The 15,879-nt window shown below is 55.7% G+C and carries 12 protein-coding genes and 1 tRNA gene; 3 read left to right on the forward strand and 10 right to left on the reverse strand.

Annotated elements, in window-relative coordinates; translation table 11 throughout:
- Nucleotides 1–350: 350 nt before the first annotated feature.
- Nucleotides 351–426: transfer RNA gene (locus tag TQ39_RS13450), tRNA-Val, on the reverse strand.
- A gap of 190 nt (nt 427–616) precedes the next feature.
- Here TQ39_RS13450 and typA point away from each other — a divergent pair.
- A complete protein-coding gene (typA, locus tag TQ39_RS13455; protein WP_009325549.1) occupies nt 617–2,449 on the forward strand; it encodes a translational GTPase TypA in 1,833 nt (610 codons plus the stop codon).
- A 97-nt stretch (nt 2,450–2,546) separates the two neighbouring features.
- On the opposite strand, the gene TQ39_RS13460 is transcribed toward typA, so the two are convergent.
- From TQ39_RS13460 to TQ39_RS13475, 4 genes are all read right to left on the reverse strand, one after another.
- Entirely contained in the window at nt 2,547–3,026 is a 480-nt protein-coding gene (locus TQ39_RS13460) for a hypothetical protein (protein WP_009325548.1), read from the reverse strand.
- A gap of 267 nt (nt 3,027–3,293) precedes the next feature.
- Complete coding sequence (locus tag TQ39_RS13465; RefSeq protein ID WP_050005905.1) at nt 3,294–3,881, reverse strand: accessory gene regulator B family protein; 588 nt, start codon at nt 3,879–3,881, stop codon at nt 3,294–3,296.
- Nucleotides 3,878–5,236 carry a sensor histidine kinase gene (locus TQ39_RS13470; RefSeq protein ID WP_082052263.1) on the reverse strand — a complete coding sequence of 453 codons (1,359 nt, stop codon included), beginning with the start codon at nt 5,234–5,236 and terminating at the stop codon, nt 3,878–3,880. The genes TQ39_RS13465 and TQ39_RS13470 overlap by 4 nt, the downstream gene beginning before the upstream one ends.
- Nucleotides 5,233–5,937 carry a LytR/AlgR family response regulator transcription factor gene (locus TQ39_RS13475; protein ID WP_009325545.1) on the reverse strand — a complete coding sequence of 235 codons (705 nt, stop codon included), beginning with the start codon at nt 5,935–5,937 and terminating at the stop codon, nt 5,233–5,235. The genes TQ39_RS13470 and TQ39_RS13475 overlap by 4 nt, the downstream gene beginning before the upstream one ends.
- Nucleotides 5,938–6,087: 150 nt before the next feature.
- Here TQ39_RS13475 and TQ39_RS20385 point away from each other — a divergent pair, with 150 nt between their 5' ends.
- Complete coding sequence (locus TQ39_RS20385; protein WP_009325544.1) at nt 6,088–6,219, forward strand: cyclic lactone autoinducer peptide; 132 nt, start codon at nt 6,088–6,090, stop codon at nt 6,217–6,219.
- Between the two features lie 186 nt (nt 6,220–6,405).
- On the opposite strand, the gene TQ39_RS13480 is transcribed toward TQ39_RS20385, so the two are convergent.
- Nucleotides 6,406–6,945, reverse strand: a complete 540-nt coding sequence (locus TQ39_RS13480; RefSeq protein ID WP_156146318.1) for a hypothetical protein — start codon at nt 6,943–6,945, stop codon at nt 6,406–6,408.
- Between the two features lie 246 nt (nt 6,946–7,191).
- Here TQ39_RS13480 and TQ39_RS13485 point away from each other — a divergent pair, with 246 nt between their 5' ends.
- On the forward strand, nt 7,192–7,980 hold the full coding sequence (locus TQ39_RS13485; protein ID WP_009325542.1) for a putative ABC transporter permease: 789 nt from the start codon (nt 7,192–7,194) through the stop codon (nt 7,978–7,980).
- Nucleotides 7,981–8,264: 284 nt separating this feature from the next.
- On the opposite strand, the gene TQ39_RS13490 is transcribed toward TQ39_RS13485, so the two are convergent.
- From TQ39_RS13490 to rseP, 4 genes are all read right to left on the reverse strand, one after another.
- Entirely contained in the window at nt 8,265–9,251 is a 987-nt protein-coding gene (locus tag TQ39_RS13490; protein ID WP_050005908.1) for a YdcF family protein, read from the reverse strand.
- 125 nt (nt 9,252–9,376) lie between these two features.
- Complete coding sequence (locus TQ39_RS13495) at nt 9,377–13,705, reverse strand: PolC-type DNA polymerase III (RefSeq protein WP_156146320.1); 4,329 nt, start codon at nt 13,703–13,705, stop codon at nt 9,377–9,379.
- Nucleotides 13,705–14,775, reverse strand: coding sequence for a flavodoxin-dependent (E)-4-hydroxy-3-methylbut-2-enyl-diphosphate synthase (gene ispG / locus TQ39_RS13500; protein ID WP_270250189.1), 1,071 nt, complete (start codon nt 14,773–14,775; stop codon nt 13,705–13,707). The genes TQ39_RS13495 and ispG overlap by 1 nt, the downstream gene beginning before the upstream one ends.
- The gene (gene rseP / locus TQ39_RS13505) at nt 14,772–15,824 is read right to left on the reverse strand and encodes an RIP metalloprotease RseP (protein ID WP_009325538.1); all 1,053 of its coding nucleotides are present in this window, start codon (nt 15,822–15,824) and stop codon (nt 14,772–14,774) included. The genes ispG and rseP overlap by 4 nt, the downstream gene beginning before the upstream one ends.
- Between the last annotated feature and the right edge of the window lie 55 nt (nt 15,825–15,879).

Consider the following 15,879-nt stretch of genomic DNA (forward strand, 5'->3'; position numbering starts at 1 on the left):
GCGCCCAACCCGCCGAACGCGGCAAAAACCGCATCCATGCACATTGCCGCGCAAGCAGCAGACTTGGAGTTATTATACCATAAACCCCACACGGATACAACAAAACCCGTACACACCGCACATAGAAAATGAATGCGCTTTGTGCAAAACAACCGTGCCGTCATTTTGTATCCTTGTGCCAAACCGCTTCGGGACGCCCGGCGGAAAGCCGGTAAAGCAACCGCCTTCCAGCCGCAGCTGAGGTCAAAGACATTTCCTTGTGCGGAAACACCTTTATGAAACGCTGTTCTGTTTTCTGCAAAAAGCAAACCCGACGCCGCAATGGCGTCGGGTTTGCTTTGCATTTGATATGGTGGACAGTAAGGGACTCGAACCCCTGACCCCCTGCACGTCAAGCAGGTGCTCTACCAGCTGAGCTAACTGTCCGTAATTTCTGCGGCTTTGTTATTATAGCAAATCGTTTCCTGGAATGCAACCTCTTTTTTCGATTTTTACAAAAAATATTTGTCTGCAGCCGCATGAAACCGCCAAATTTCTTGACATCCCCTTGTACATATTATAAAATATTATGTCTGACAAAATCAATACACATATAAAAAAGAGGAACGGAACGTTTATGGAACAGAAAAATATTCGCAACATCGCGATCATTGCCCACGTCGACCACGGCAAGACGACGCTCGTGGACCAGATGCTCAAGCAGAGCGGAGCGTTCCGCGAAAACCAGCAGGTTGCCGAGCGCGTAATGGACTCCGGCGACATCGAGCGCGAGCGCGGCATCACCATCCTTGCCAAAAACGCCTGTACCTATTATGACGGCGTGAAAATCAATATCGTGGACACCCCGGGCCACGCCGATTTCGGCGGCGAAGTGGAACGCGTTTTGAAGATGGTCAACGGCGTGCTCCTTTTGGTGGACGCCGCCGAGGGCTGCATGCCCCAGACACGCTTTGTGCTGCAGAAAGCCCTGCAGCAAAATCTTTCCCTTGTCATCGCCGTGAACAAGATCGACCGTCCCGATGCGCGCATCAAGGAAGTCATCGACGAGATCCTTCTGCTCCTGATGGACCTTGGCGCCACGGACGAGCAGCTGGACAGCCCGATGGTATTCTGCTCCGGCCGTGCGGGCACGGCAAGCTACAGCCCCGATGTTGAAGGCCAGAATCTGGAGCCGCTGTTTAAGACGATCCTCGATTATGTCAAGCCGCCCGAGGGCAACCCCTCCGCGCCTCTTGCGATGCTGTGCTCCTCGGTCGACTACAACGATTTTGTAGGCCGTATCGGCATCGGGCGTGTGGAGAACGGCTCCATCCGTGTGGGCCAGGAGGTGTCCGTATGCGACTGGCATGACAAAGATCTCTCCAAAAAAGGGCGCATCACCGCGCTGTACAGCTTTGAGGCCAATGGCCGCACTCCCATTGAATCCGCCGACGCAGGCGATATCGTCGCGTTCAGCGGCCTGACGGACATCAACATCGGCAATACCCTGTGCGACACGCAGATGGTCGAACCCCTGCCCTTCGTCAAGATCAACGACCCGACGGTCGAAATGACCTTTGCCGTCAACGACAGCCCCTTTGCGGGTAAAGAGGGCAAATTTGTCACCAGCCGCCAGATTCGTGACCGCCTGCATAAGGAACTGCTCAAGGATGTGGCGCTGCAGGTGGAGGATTCTCCCACCAGCGAGTCTTTCCGCGTGATGGGTCGCGGCGAGATGCATCTTTCCATCCTGATCGAGACGATGCGGCGCGAGGGCTACGAGCTGCAGGTGTCCCCGCCCAAAGTGCTGCTGCACGAGGTGGACGGCAAAACGATGGAACCCATGGAGCATGTCGTTATCGACGTCCCCACTGAATACCAGGGCAGTGTGATGCAAAAGCTGGGCAGCCGTAAGGGCGAGCTTGTCCAGATGGCGCCTCTGGGCTCCACGCGCATGCGCGTGGAATTCCGCATCCCCTCCCGCGGCCTGTTCGGATACCGCAGTGAGTTTCTCACCGACACACACGGCGAAGGCATCCTGAACACCATTTTCGATGGATATGACGAATGGCGCGGAGACCTTCCTGCCCGCAGCACCGGCAGCCTGATCAGCTATGAAACCGGCGTGGCCGTGGCCTACGGTCTGTTCAATGCGCAGCAGCGCGGTACGCTGATCGTGGACCCGGGCGACAAGGTCTACGAGGGCATGGTCGTTGGGTACAGCCCTGCCGGCGAGGACATCACCGTCAATGTATGTAAAACCAAGCATCTCTCTAATACCCGCGCCTCCGGCAGCGACGACGCGCTGCGCCTGGTGCCTGTGTCCAAATTCAGTTTGGAAGAAAGTCTGGAATTTCTGAAGCCGGACGAACTTCTTGAGGTCACACCAAGCAGCATCCGTATCCGCAAACGTATTTTGAACCACGACCTGCGCATGAAAGCCACCAAGGGCGGCAAAAATATCGGCTGAGCAAAAAACGCATAGATTCTGACCAAAACAGCGCCGGAACTGTTCCGGCGCTGTTTTTTTGGAGCACAGTACGCGCCTATTTGCTCAGGGTTCCCGCCTATTGGAGCGCGGAGAGCGAACGCCTCCATTGCTGATCCGCCAGGCCTGCGTCTTTCAGTTCGATGCGCTCGTCGATAAAATCCCACCGGTCCTGCGGGGAAACGAACTGAAGAAGCAGCCAGCGGGTAACGCACCAGCGCGGCAGATCCGTATCGCACCTGTAATACGGCCCGGTCTGCTCGGGATGACGCACCGCCCATTCTGTGGACGGGTTGTCCGTTTCTTTTTTGTCCAAAGCCACGGTATTGGCATTGACATCCACCTCGAACACCACCAGCTTCTGCGTGCCGTTGTGCAGGCGTTCGTTCAGATAGGCCCGGGCGGCAAATTCCGCCGCCTCGATGGGACGTGCAGCCAGCGACACAAAGCCCGGCTCTGTATTGCGGTAAACCGCCCGGTTTCCGTTGGTCCGATAGATCCATCCCTCCGCAACAATCGATTTCGCCCGGGAATATGTCGTTCCATGGTACAATATCACGCTGTTTCCATCTCCGTTCTTTCACGCAGCCTTTCATTGCCCGGCCGAAACGCCCAAGCGCTTTGCAGCAAAAGCTGCTTCGAGCCGCTTTCGCGGCTGGCGGGCGGCCTGAATTCTTTTCCGGCTGTTTTGTCTATCCAAAGATACCCCACTCTCCCATTTCATTTCAATCGTTTCTGCGTGAAAATGCTCTGAAGCGGCGTGAAATCGCTGTCGAAACCGGAAGAAAAAACGGCCGTGAGCAACGCTCCCGGCCGTTCTCTTATTTTATTCTTTTTCATTTCGGCCGGCATGTATCCCAGCCAGCATCGTAAGGGCCACAACGGGCACGCTCGCCACAGCAGCAGCCGCACCGCGGCGCAAAGCCGGGCTATACAGCCACATGCTCAGCAGAGCGGCACCCAGAACCACCGCACACACCACGGCCGTACGCAGCCGCAGCTTTCGCCGCAGTTCCAGTGTGTCCTCTTCATCCGGCATGATGCAAGGGGCCTTGCACCAAAGCGCCAGGCATCCCGCCGCCCACGCTACAAACAGCAGTGCAGCGCTCTTTGCGGCAACGGCCGCAAGCAACAGCCCCGCGCCCCATACGGCAATACTGGACAGCGCACAGGAAAAAGGCGTTTTCGCATGCCATCCGCCTACTGTTTTCCGCAGCACCGTATAGACGGCAAGAAACACTGCGGACAATGGCAGTACGCCGAAAGCCCAAGAGACCGCCAGCACCACACCGTAGCTCAAAAGATTGGAAAGTATGGTCTGGATGCCGTATACCTGTACCTCCAACTCATCTTCGGTGATCACGCCCTTCTCCAGCAGGACCCCCGCAAACCAGTCAGCAAATCTGTCAATCATACCAGCGCCTCTTTCGCGCTCTCCCATACAAACACCTGCTCCACCGGAGCGGCCGCGTCTATGGGCAGCAGCAAATCGACCACGAACCGCCCGGGCTGTGCCAAACGCAGGGAGTATACACCATCGTACTTCTGCACGGTTTTCTTAATCTGCCCCACGCCAAGGCCGTGGCCCGGCAGGTGTTTGGTGCTTTCATGGCTTTCCGCCTGCTCCTCGCGACCCGGTGCAACGGGATTTTCCATATGGATACTGCAAAAGAAATCGGATGGGCGCACCGTCAGCCGAATAAACCGTTCCGAATGGTTCTCCAGATACATATTCGCCTCAAAAGCATTGTCCCAAAGGTTGCCCAGCAGTGTACACAGGTCCACTGGATCGGTCTTCATTTTCGGCACCTCAAGGCGGAGGGATACACGAATGCCGTTTTCTCTTGCGGCAGGAAGTTTCGCGTTCAGAATGGAGTCCACAGCCAGATTCCCGGAGTTCACCATCGTCGAGCTCTCATTTGTTTTATCACGCAGCGCTTCAATATAGCCCAGTGCTTCATCGCCTCTGCCTGTCTGAATCATCTGTCCGATGACGGAAAGGTGATTGAAGAAATCATGCCGCCACCCCATCAGGGTCTTGTGCGTATCCAGCAGATTTTGATACTGCGTATCCTCCAGGCCCTTGAGCTTCAGCTCGGCTTCCTGCCGCGCCGCCATTGCCGTGTAGCGGGAAATCGAGACCGTCTGCCACAGGCACAGGATATTCACCAGAAACAACAGAACCGCCACCAGCAGGAACAGGCCGTCGTTCACTCCCGGCACCATAAAATTCGGTTCCAAAAGCAGCATAATAACGCCGCTCACCGCTGGGATGAACACAGACAGCATCCAATTTCGCCAGGAAAGCGTGAGACGGAACGCCTTGCGTGTGACAAGCACCACGGCCGTGGCAATGAGCAGCCTCGTGGCAAGCGTATTGACCATGAAGAATGCCGACTGTTCCGAAAAATAAGTATACGGGTCGATCGTCGGAAAAAACATCAAAAGCGCGCTGCTGTATATGAAGTCGATTGAAAAAAAGAGTACCGAGCAAAATGCGGGCCAGAACAGGCGCATCATCACCGTTCCCCGAAAGAGCAAAAGCGAAAACGCGGCGTAGACGCACGTCATCACACCAAGGCCTATCATCCCGGAGAGCCAGCAATTACAGGCGAACAGCACCGCCGCCAGCACGGGAAGGAACAGATAATAATACTTGGGCTGCCGGAGACGTGTCCGCATCATTTTCCGGAAAAGATACAGGATCAAAAAGCAGTCGAACACATCCACTAAATACTGCCATGTATTCCACAGGATATTCTCCATCATTGCCCTCCTCTCAGAGCAATCAGAGCGTCCTTGACGCTTTGAAAATAGGTCGTGCTTACCAGAATCTCCCTGCCGTCAACAAGTGTGATGCTATTCCGCCGCAGGCCCTTCACCGCATGAAGGTTGACGATATAGCCGCGATGACACTTTTTAAAATCCTCTGCCGGCAGGAGTTTTTCCATCTGCGCAAATGTGAGCGCATAGCTTTGCGTTTTATCGTATGTATAAACGATGCTGCTGTGGTTGCTTGCCTCCACATACAGTATTTCTGTGAGGAAGTATCTGTCCTGCTGGGAAATACCGCGCTGCAGCACGATGCTCCTGCGCTCTTTGAGACGGCAATTCCTGGCGATATAATCCATTGCAGCGTCGATGCGTTCCTGCTCCACGGGCTTGATGATATAGTCCTGTGCGTGCACTGTATAGCCCTTGAGCGAAAGCTCCGGATGGTTCGTAACAAACACGATATCCGCCGAACAGCCCGCACCGCGCAGCTCCTGCGCAAAAGCGAATCCGTCCTTCCCGGGCAGTTCCACATCCAGAAAAACGGCATCGTATGTACGCAAATCCGCCGGCCCCACTTCCGCCACGCACTGCACAGCCGTGATGCTGACGCCTCCATGCCGGCTTCCCCAGCTTTGAACCTGCCGCCGCAGTCTTTCCAATTCATAATAATTATCTTCCGCAATGAACACCTGCATTGAGCCCTCTCCTACCAAAAATGATGATTTCGCGCGTTTCAGACCGGGGTTCGCGCAGATTCCCTTGCGTCCGCAGCAGATTTGCGGTATATATCTCCTTATGGGATTCCCCGCAAACCATTCACCCAATCAAAAAACAGGAGGTACATCATGAAAAAATGTGAAAAGGGATTCTTCAAAGCATGCTCCAAATTCATCGGCAAAGCCGCCAAGATCGGCGCCAATGATCGTTGCTATGGCCTGCATTATCAGCCCAAGAAGCCGGCCGCTCTGAAAAAATAATCCGGCCACCCAGTCCAAAGCAGTGCAGGCATCTGTCTGCACTGCTTTTTTGCTGTCCTCCCGTTATGGAAAAACAGCAGCAACCGTTCCTATCTCCTGTCCGCGCCCTATCATTTTACCCTGATTTCCAGATTTCGGCAACATATTCCCAAAAGCCGTAGAAACAAGCACAAATAGCGTGGGACGTTAACCGATATGCAAAACGCGAAACGGCCCGTCATTTTCCTGCTCTTCACCAGCCTGGCCCAACGTAGAGTAGAAGTTTCCATTTTCCCCCAGGCTGCCGGAGCTCCAGCGCACAGTGCAGCCGGGACGGTACGCCCCACCCTGTGCATCCACAAATGTGTATGAAGAATGGGTTTCTATGACTTTGCCGGATGTTCCGTCCGAGTGTTCCGTCCGGACAACAAGCCACACTTTCGCATCTGCTGCCGGCGCTTCATCAGACGGAAAAGTCTCCCGCAAAAACGGCCCCAAATCGAATGTCCAAACAACCTCCCTACGCATCTTTGAGCCGTCGGATGCAGTTTCTTGTGTACGGGATATCCACACGGCTTCCTCGTCCCACAGGACCCAATTCCACGCCTCGCCGCTCAGCGGGTCCAAAGCAGTTACCCTCGCCACTGGCCGTGTGCACTCGTGTCCGGCTGCATGCACCGAAAACGGTGCGGGCAAAAAAGCCAGTACAATTACAAGCCCCAGCAGAGCCAAGCCTGTCCTTTTCATATCGAACCTCCCTGTTTGCACCTCGCAGCGCAAAACACGCATACCGCCGCTCTTCCTGAAAAAATCATAGTCTTGCCCGGGCCGGGACACAAGTCTCCCCGCGTGAAAGCCCCAAGCAGAAGCGTGAAAACAGGTAATTGTGTTTCTCCGCCGGATGTCTTTTCCTTTTGCGCATAAACATTTCTTCGACAAAATAAGAATACTGTGATATACTGCTTTTATTGCGTAAAAGAGGAGGAACCGACCGTGACAACACAAGAACGATTTGCTCGCCGCCGCAAAAAGCTGGAAGAAAAGCTGACCCGGCTGGATCTTCAGGAGGCGCGCACTCTCCAACGGGAACAGGCGCACGACGAACAGATCGCACGCGACCTGGCCGGGGTTCCCGGCCATTTTGCCCACGGCCTTAATTTTTATAAGCTGTTCTGGGTGTTTTTTCTTTGCTGTTTCCTGGGAGTGGTCATCGAGACTATTTTTTGCTGGATCGCCTCCGGCAGGCTTTCACAGCGCACCGGCCTCGTGTGGGGGCCTTTCAATCTGATCTACGGCATCGGCGCGGTGCTGCTCACCGTCTGCCTGCATCCGTTCATCGGAAAAAGCGACCGCTGGATCTTCATCGGCGGTTCCATCATCGGAGGCGCCTTCGAGTATTTCTGCAGCTGGCTGCAGGAAACCGTGCTGGGCACCGTGAGTTGGGACTATACCGGGTATCCTTTCAACCTGAACGGACGCATCAATCTGCTGTATTGCCTGTTCTGGGGCGCACTGGCGCTGGTATGGGTGAAAGAGGTATTTCCACGGCTGAACGGCTTTATCGAACGGCGCGTTTCCAAAACCTACGGTGTCGTCATCAGTTGGGTGCTCATCGCATTTATGCTTGCGAACTCTCTTGTAAGCGGCGCGGCGGTGCTGCGCCAGAGCCAGCGTTATGAAGGCGTCCCCGCAACGCACGCCTGGCAGCAGGTGCTGGACGACCGTTTCCCCGACAGCCGCCTCGCTAAGATCTATCCCAGTATGGTGCGCGTGGAAGAATAAAAGACACGACTGCCGCACCCCTCAAAAAGCCAAAAGAGCGCCGTGCTTTCGCAAAAGCACGGCGCTCTTTCAGCTTGTCGAAAAAGCGCTGCTTTTTCGACAAGCTGCCTACGAACAGGGCCTGCGGCCCCGTTCGCCGCGCACGGCGCGGAGTTATTTTAAATGAAAAAGGGGTTCACCACCCCTTTTTCAAGCTTTTTCCCCAGACGCTTCTTTCACTTCCTTGCCTTTTTCGTCCGTCTGAGAGCGCCGTGCTTTCGCAAAAGCACGGCGCTCTTTTTTCTTTACAGCATTCTTGCAAACCAGGCCAGAAGAGCAAGCCCGCCCCATAGGGTAAGAGACAGAGCAAATACAACAGCCGCAATGGTCAGATACCGCTTTTTGTTCATGACCACGTAAGCGATGTATTCCCGCAAAAGAGCGTTGGGCAGATAATAGCCTGCCGTCCTGCCGCCCACACCGTCACAGGAAAAGCCGGCCCGTCCGGCGTACAGCCCCGCCCGCAGCAGATGGTAATCGCTTGTCGCATAGATACAGCAGTACGGCTTGCCCTCGCTGTGCGCCTCGGCCACGCGCTTGGAATATAAAAAATTTTCCTTCGTGTTCTTCGACTGTGTTTCCGTCAGCACAAGCTCCGCCGGATAACCTTTTTCCATTGCGTACTCCCGCATGGCTTCAGCCTCGGGACGCGGCTCATCCGCCCCCTGTCCTCCGGACATTATCAGGCAAGGCTCACGCCCCGTTTTTCTTTTTTGCCGCGCCGCATACCGCAGCGCCGCATCTACGCGCCCGGCCAGCAGCGGAGGCACCTTGCCGTCTATCAGCCCGCTGCCCAATACAACGATATAATCCACTCTTTTACGCGGCGGGAACCACTTTCCCACATAGAACGCCGTCAGAAACACCAGGCTGTGCAAAGCGAAAAAGACCGCCGTCCCCAGAAGCGCCATCCACAGCGGATACAGCCAGGGAAACAATCCGCTTTTGCCCAAAACCCACGGAAGCGCCATAAGCGCAAGGATCGCCAGAGCAAGGATCAGCGTCAGCATGTGCTTGAGGCTCGGCCGTTCCCGCTTGAGCATCTGCACCGTATTCCAGAGCAAAAGCCCCAGCAGGATATAAACGCCGAACAACAGCAAAAACGCAAACACAAGCGCCGCACAGACAAGAAACAGGAACGACGCGGCGCTGTCGGGATATGCCAATGCCGCCAGCAGCGCGCACACGCCCAGCGTCACAAGAAACATGTCGAACCAGAAGCCGGCTGCCATACCCGTGTGTTTTTTCGTTTTACCGCCCAAAACAAAGCAAACACTGCGGGCGGCAGCAGCGCTATCGTGAACAAATAATGCGTCATAGTCCTCTCCCCGCGCATTTTGACGACAGTGCGGCGCGCTCAAAAAAACGTCACCTGGCTGGATTTTGGCAAGTCTCCCAGCGCGCCGATGTCCGCCAACGTATCCATGATGGTATTGGAAACGATACCGTATTCCATATGCCTTTCGTTCTTGGCCGTAGCGCAAATAGCATTGCACGCACTTTGCAGATCCTCGGCGGAAATATACTGTTGGCCTTCCAGGGTAGCCTTTTCCAGCGTGTTCGCCGCCGCGTCTCCCAGCCCCTTCAGCGCCATAAAAGGCAGGCGGATCTTACCATCCTCCACCGTATAGGTCTTGGCGCGGCTTTTCCCGATGCGGATGGGCAGAAATTCGTAGCCGCGCTGCAGCATCTCGTTTACCATCTGGAGCGAAGCAAGGATGTCCTCGTCCTTGGCTTTCTTTTCTTCTTTCAGGCGGGCATTTACTTCTTTCAAATGCTGTTTCGCTACTTTTATACCGCCCACCGCGGCATCATAGTCGATATCGTCGCCGCGCACCGTGAAGTGTGTGGCGTAAAATTCCAGCGGATGATACACCTTGAACCACATCAGGCGGATGGCCGCGATCAGATACGCCACGGCATGCGCCTTCGGGAACATGTACTTGATTTTCTTGCAGCTGTCCAAATACCATTCAGGCACATCGTGGGCGCGCAGCATATCCTCCACGCCCTCCGGGAAACCGCCCTTCGCCACCTTGCCCTTTCGCGTCAGCTCCATGATGGTAAACGCCTGCTTCGGCTCCACACCCTTATGAAGCAGGTATGTCATGATACTGTCGCGGGTACCGATCACCTCGGAAATGGTACACACGCCGTCCTTGATCAGGTCCTGCGCGTTGCCGTTCCACACGTCGGTGCCGTGGGACAGGCCGGATATCTGAATCAGGTCGCCAAAGCTCTTGGGCTGTGCTTCGATGAGCATGTTGCGCACAAAATTCGTGCCAAGCTCCGGGATGCCGAAGGTTCCCGTCAGGCTGTCGATATCCTCCGGCTTCACACCCAGCGCCTCTGTGGAGACCAGCAGCGAGATGACCTTAGGGTCATTCATGGGCACCGAATCCATCTTGATACCGGTCATATCCTCCAGATGCTTGTACATCGTGGGCACATCGTGCCCCAGCTCGTCCAGCTTGAGTATGGTATCGTGCAGGTATTTGAACTCGAAATGCGTAGTGATCATGCCCTTTTCCTTGTCGTCTGCCGGATGCTGGATGGGGCAGAAATCAAACACGTCATAATTGCTGGGCACAACGACCATGCCGCCCGGATGCTGGCCGGTGGTGCGCTTGACGCCTACGCATCCCTGTACCAGCCGGTTCTCCTCCGCATGGTTTACGATGCGCCCGCGCTCCTCCAGGTACTTTTTCACATAGCCGTAGGCCGTTTTATCCTGCAGGCCGGAGATCGTGCCCGCCTTGAACACATGGTCGTGGCCGAACAGGTCCTCCGTATAGCGGTGAATCCGGCCCTGCACCTCGCCGGAAAAGTTCAGGTCGATATCCGGTTCCTTATCGCCGTCAAAGCCCAGGAAGGTCTCAAACGGGATGTCATGGCCGTCCACGATGAGCTTTTCGCCGCACTGGGGACAAACACGGTCCGGCAGGTCGAAGCCGTCCGCCACCGAGCCGTCGGTGTAAAATTCGCTCCATTTGCATTTGGGACACAGGTAGTGGGGCGGCAGGCTGTTCACCTCGGAGATGCCCGAAAAGTGCGCCACGGCCGAAGAACCGACGGAGCCGCGGGAGCCGACCAGATAACCGTACTCTTCGCTTTTCAGCACCAGCTTCTGGGCGATGACATACAGCACTGCGAAGCCGTGCTTGATGATGGAATCCAGCTCGCGCGTAAGACGCTTTTCCACAAGCTCGGGCAGCGGGTCGCCGTAGCGTTCCCGCGCGTTGCGCATGGTATCCTCCCGCAGGGATTCATCCGCGCCCTCGATGGTGGGCGTATACAGTCCTTTGGGGATGGCACGCACGTCGCCGTCCACCATATCCGCGATACGGTTTGGGTTCGTGATGACGATTTCCCGCGCCTTCTCCGGAGAAAGATAGCTGAACTGCTTGAGCATATCATCTGTGGTACGGAAGTACAGCGGAGCCTGATTATCGGCATCCTTGAAGCCGTTGCCCGCCTGCAGCACCGCGCGGTAGATGGCGTCCTCCGGCTCCATAAAATGCACGTCGCCCGTGGCCACCACCATTTTGCCCAACGCTTCGCCCAGACGGATAACCGTCTTGTTGAATTCCTGAATCTGCTCGATGCTGTCCACCATGTGCTCCCGCAGCATGTATTCGTTGTTGCCCAGCGGCTGCACCTCAAGAAAATCGTAATAAGCGGCGATATTTTTCAGCTCATCAAAGCTTCGCCCCTCCACGATCGCCCTGTAAAGTTCTCCCGCTTCACAGGCAGAGCCGATGATAAGGCCCTCACGGTATTTGTTCAAAAGGCTGCGCGGCACACGCGGAACCTTGAAAAAATAATCCATATGCGCGGCCGAAATGATACGGTACAGATTTTTCAAACCCGCCGCATTGCGTACCAGAATGATGAGGTGAAAATTCTTCTTTGCCAGCTCACGCGTGCCGCCAAGACCTGTGTTCACATTCTCCAGCGCCGTTACGCCGCGCAGAGCAAGATCCTCGATCATCTTCACGTAGATCTGCGCCAGCGCCTTCGCGTCGTCACAGGCGCGATGGTGCTGAAACGGCGGGATCTCAAGATATTTACCGATGGTATCCAGCTTGTAATTGCGCAGTCCAAGATAGAGTGCCTGCGCCAGCGGCAATGTGTCGATGTAGGTGTTGCCGAACGGCACGCCGTACCGCTCCGCACACGCCTTTAAGAAGCGAATGTCAAAGCCATGGGCATTGTGCGCGATGAGCACACGGCCGTCCACAAATTCCAGAAACGCCCGCAGCGCCTCCTCCTGCCCCGGTGCGTCGGCCACCATTTCGTCGGTGATATTGGTGATCTTCGTTATTTCCTCGGGAATATGGCAGCCCGGATTTACAAAACTGTTGTAGCTTTCGGTGATCTCGCCGTTCTCGACCACCACTGCGCCGATTTCCGTGATGGCGCAGTCGGCCGGTGAAAGGCCCGTAGTCTCCAAATCGAACACTACGAAGGACTGGCTCATGGCGCCCGTGGCCGCACCATACACAACGGGCACCATGTCATCCACAAAATAAGCTTCCACGCCGTAGATAAGCTTAAAATCCGGGTCTTTCTTTCGGATATCGTCCGTGGCCAGCATCGCTTCAGGGAAGCCCTGCACCACGCCGTGATCTGTGACAGCGACCGCGCGGTGACCCATGCGGTGGGCCGTTTTTACGATGGTTTTAGGGTCGCAGAAACCATCCATGCTGCTCATTTTCGTATGCAGATGCAGCTCCACACGCTTTTCCGGCGCAGGGTCCACACGCTTTTTCCGCGCCACCTTCAGCACGTCATAAGGGTAAATGACATAATCGCGCTCGTATTTGTCATAGGCACAGTCGCCCTTGATGATAAGCGTGTCCCCGGGGCCAAGCTCCTCCCACTTGTCGCAGTTTTCTCCCTCCTGCGGCCGTATTTTCAGATTGATGGAGCCTGTATAATCCGTGATGGAAATGGAATAGATCTTGCGCCAGTTCCCCTTGATCTCTGTAAAGAATACATCGCCCCAAACCGTAACTTTGCCGGCCTCTGCCCCAACATCGCGCAGCGCCGTCAGGCCCGTCGGCTGGAACATATGCCCATTCACCAGCTTGGCGGGCGCGTCCTCCAGGTCCAATCCCTGCACCTTTACGGCAGGCCCCTCGCTTTTGGCCTTGAACTGGCGGGCGGGCGGCGCCTTTTTCAAGATATGTTCTTCCACGGCCTCGGCCGAAATAGCCGTGTCGCACACCAGCGCCACCTGCGGCCGCACTCCGGTGCGCGCGGCGATCAGCTCCTCCAGTTTCACGGCAAATTCCATCTGCGTCAGCAGCAGCACACCATTCTGCACGCGCACGGTGATGTGCTCCCCCGCAATATCCACCTGAGCCCCCGACAAAAAGCCGTTAATGGGCAGGCCTGCGTCTTTCAATTCCTCTGCCAGCTCCAACACGGCACAGGACGTAAGGCAGGTATATGCAAACAGGCCCTGCACCTTGAGTGCAAAGCCCGGGAACTGCGGCTCTAAGGATGCGATCAGGCGTCCGCTGGTCTCAGCGGGCACCGGATTTGCCGTACGGTATACCACAGTGATGATTTTATTTTGCCTGTCCGCAACGACACGCTCCACGATGGCGCTGCCGTAGCTGTCCATAAACGCGGCGTCAGCCGTAAACTGCGGCCAGAGCTGCGTAAGCATGGGCTTCATTATTCCAACACCAACCGTTCGATTTCTTCACACAGCTCGTCCACGATATTACCGCGCAGCATACGCACCTGCTGTCCCCTGACGAACAGCATGGCGCAGTCCTTACCTCCGGCAATGCCGATATCCGCGCCCCTTGCCTCGCCAGGGCCATTGACCACGCAGCCCATGACAGCCACCTTGATTGGCTTATTGCAGCCGCGCAGACGCTCCTCGACCTCCGAGGCGATTTGGGCTACGTTGATATTTGTACGCCCGCAGGTAGGACAGCTGACGACCTCGGGGCCGGGCACAAAATGTCCCGCGGCGCGCAGGATGTCAAAACCTGCACGCACTTCTTTTTCCGGCTCGTCCGTCAACGACACGCGAATGGTGTCTCCAATCCCCTCCAACAACAGTGTCCCTATGCCCATAGCCGATTTAATAAGGCCCATACGGTATGTACCGGCCTCGGTAACGCCCACATGCAGAGGGTAATCGCACCGCAGGCTGAGCTGGCGGTATGCTTCCACCACCACGGGGACATTGGAGGATTTGATAGAGATGACAATATCGTTGAAATCGTGCCTTTCCAGCAGCGATACATGGTACATCGCGCTCTCCACCAGCGCTTCCGGCGTAACCTTTCCGTATTTTGCAAGGATCTCCTTTTCCAGGCTGCCGCCGTTTACGCCGATGCGGATGGGGATGCCCCTTGCACGGCAGGCCGAAGCGACCTCGCCGACATGGGCGTCATCTCCGATGTTGCCCGGGTTGATGCGTATTTTATCCACGCCCGCTTCGGCGCAAGCCAAAGCGACCTTGTAATCAAAATGAATATCCGCCACAACAGGCATTTTTACAGCATTCTTTAATGCCTCTACCACGGGCACGTCCGCAACGGACGGAACCGTGACCCGTACGATCTGGCAGCCTTCTGCTTCCAGCCGTTTGGCCTGGGCCACATTTCCCGCGATATCATGAATGGGCACATTGAGCATGCTCTGCACTGCAACAGGATTTCCACCGCCCACTGTAACGCCGCCTATACGGACGGCTCGTGTATTCTTGCGCATTGTCTTCCCTCTTTTTATACGATCAGTTTGGTGATATCGTTGAATGTGGCAAAAATCATCAGCCCGATAAGCAGGATAAATCCCGCGGCGTTGATGGCGATCTCATATTTTTGGCTGATGGGTTTTCGGCGGATCGCCTCGATGATAAGGAATACCAGCCGTCCGCCGTCCAACGCCGGAATGGGCAGAAGGTTAAAAATGCCCAGATTGATGGTAATGAGCGCGAGCAGCATCAACAGTGAAGAAAGCCCCAGCGAAGACGCCTCACTGATGGCGGAAACAATGCCTACGGGACCGGACAAATTGTTGACCGCGATACGGCCCGTAATAAGATCCGTCAGGCTGAGCACGACCATACGCCCCAGCGAGAGCGTCCAGTTTCCCGCCTCTTTCAAAACGCTGCCCACCGTCTTTTTCTCGCCCAGCACTTTAAAATCAATGACAAGCTGGTTGACGCCGTTTTCTTCGTAGGTATCGAACACCACATTGTCCAGCTGCACGCGCTTTCCGTCACGCAATACGGTCAAGTCCGCCTGCCCCTGCTGGGTACGGGCGAACTCATAGATGATATCATTTGCGATAAAGCAGCGCCGTCCGTTTACCGCAACGATGGTGTCTCCCACCTGCAGGCCGGACTGCTGTGTGGACGAACCCTCGTAAAATTCCGCTACGGTGCGCGTGCTGATGAGCTGCTGCGAACACACCACGCAAACAAGGACCACAAACCCCAGAAGGAGGTTCATCACAGCGCCCGCCACGGTGACAAGGATTCGGTTTCCCACCGGGGCCTTTGTAAAGGAACCCGCCTCTTCGCTCTCCTCGTCCTCACCCTCCATACTGACAAAGCCGCCGATGGGAAACAGGCGCAAGCCGTATTTTGTTCCCCCGCGGGTGAAGCTGAACAGCGTAGGCCCCATGCCCAGCGCGAATTCGTTCACCTGGATGCCGCTGAACTTCGCAGTGAGGAAATGCCCCAGCTCATGAATGAAAATCACAATGCCGAATACGAATACCGACGCCAACACCGTAATGAGAAACGACCCCGCGCTGCTGAAAAATGATGCCATTCTGTGCCCTGCCTTTTATTTCATTTGTTCGGCCGCGCCGTGCGGACCGTATAAC

Origin of the sequence: Ruthenibacterium lactatiformans (assembly GCF_000949455.1) — a bacterium.
Classification (GTDB): Bacteria; Bacillota; Clostridia; order Oscillospirales; family Ruminococcaceae; genus Ruthenibacterium; species Ruthenibacterium lactatiformans.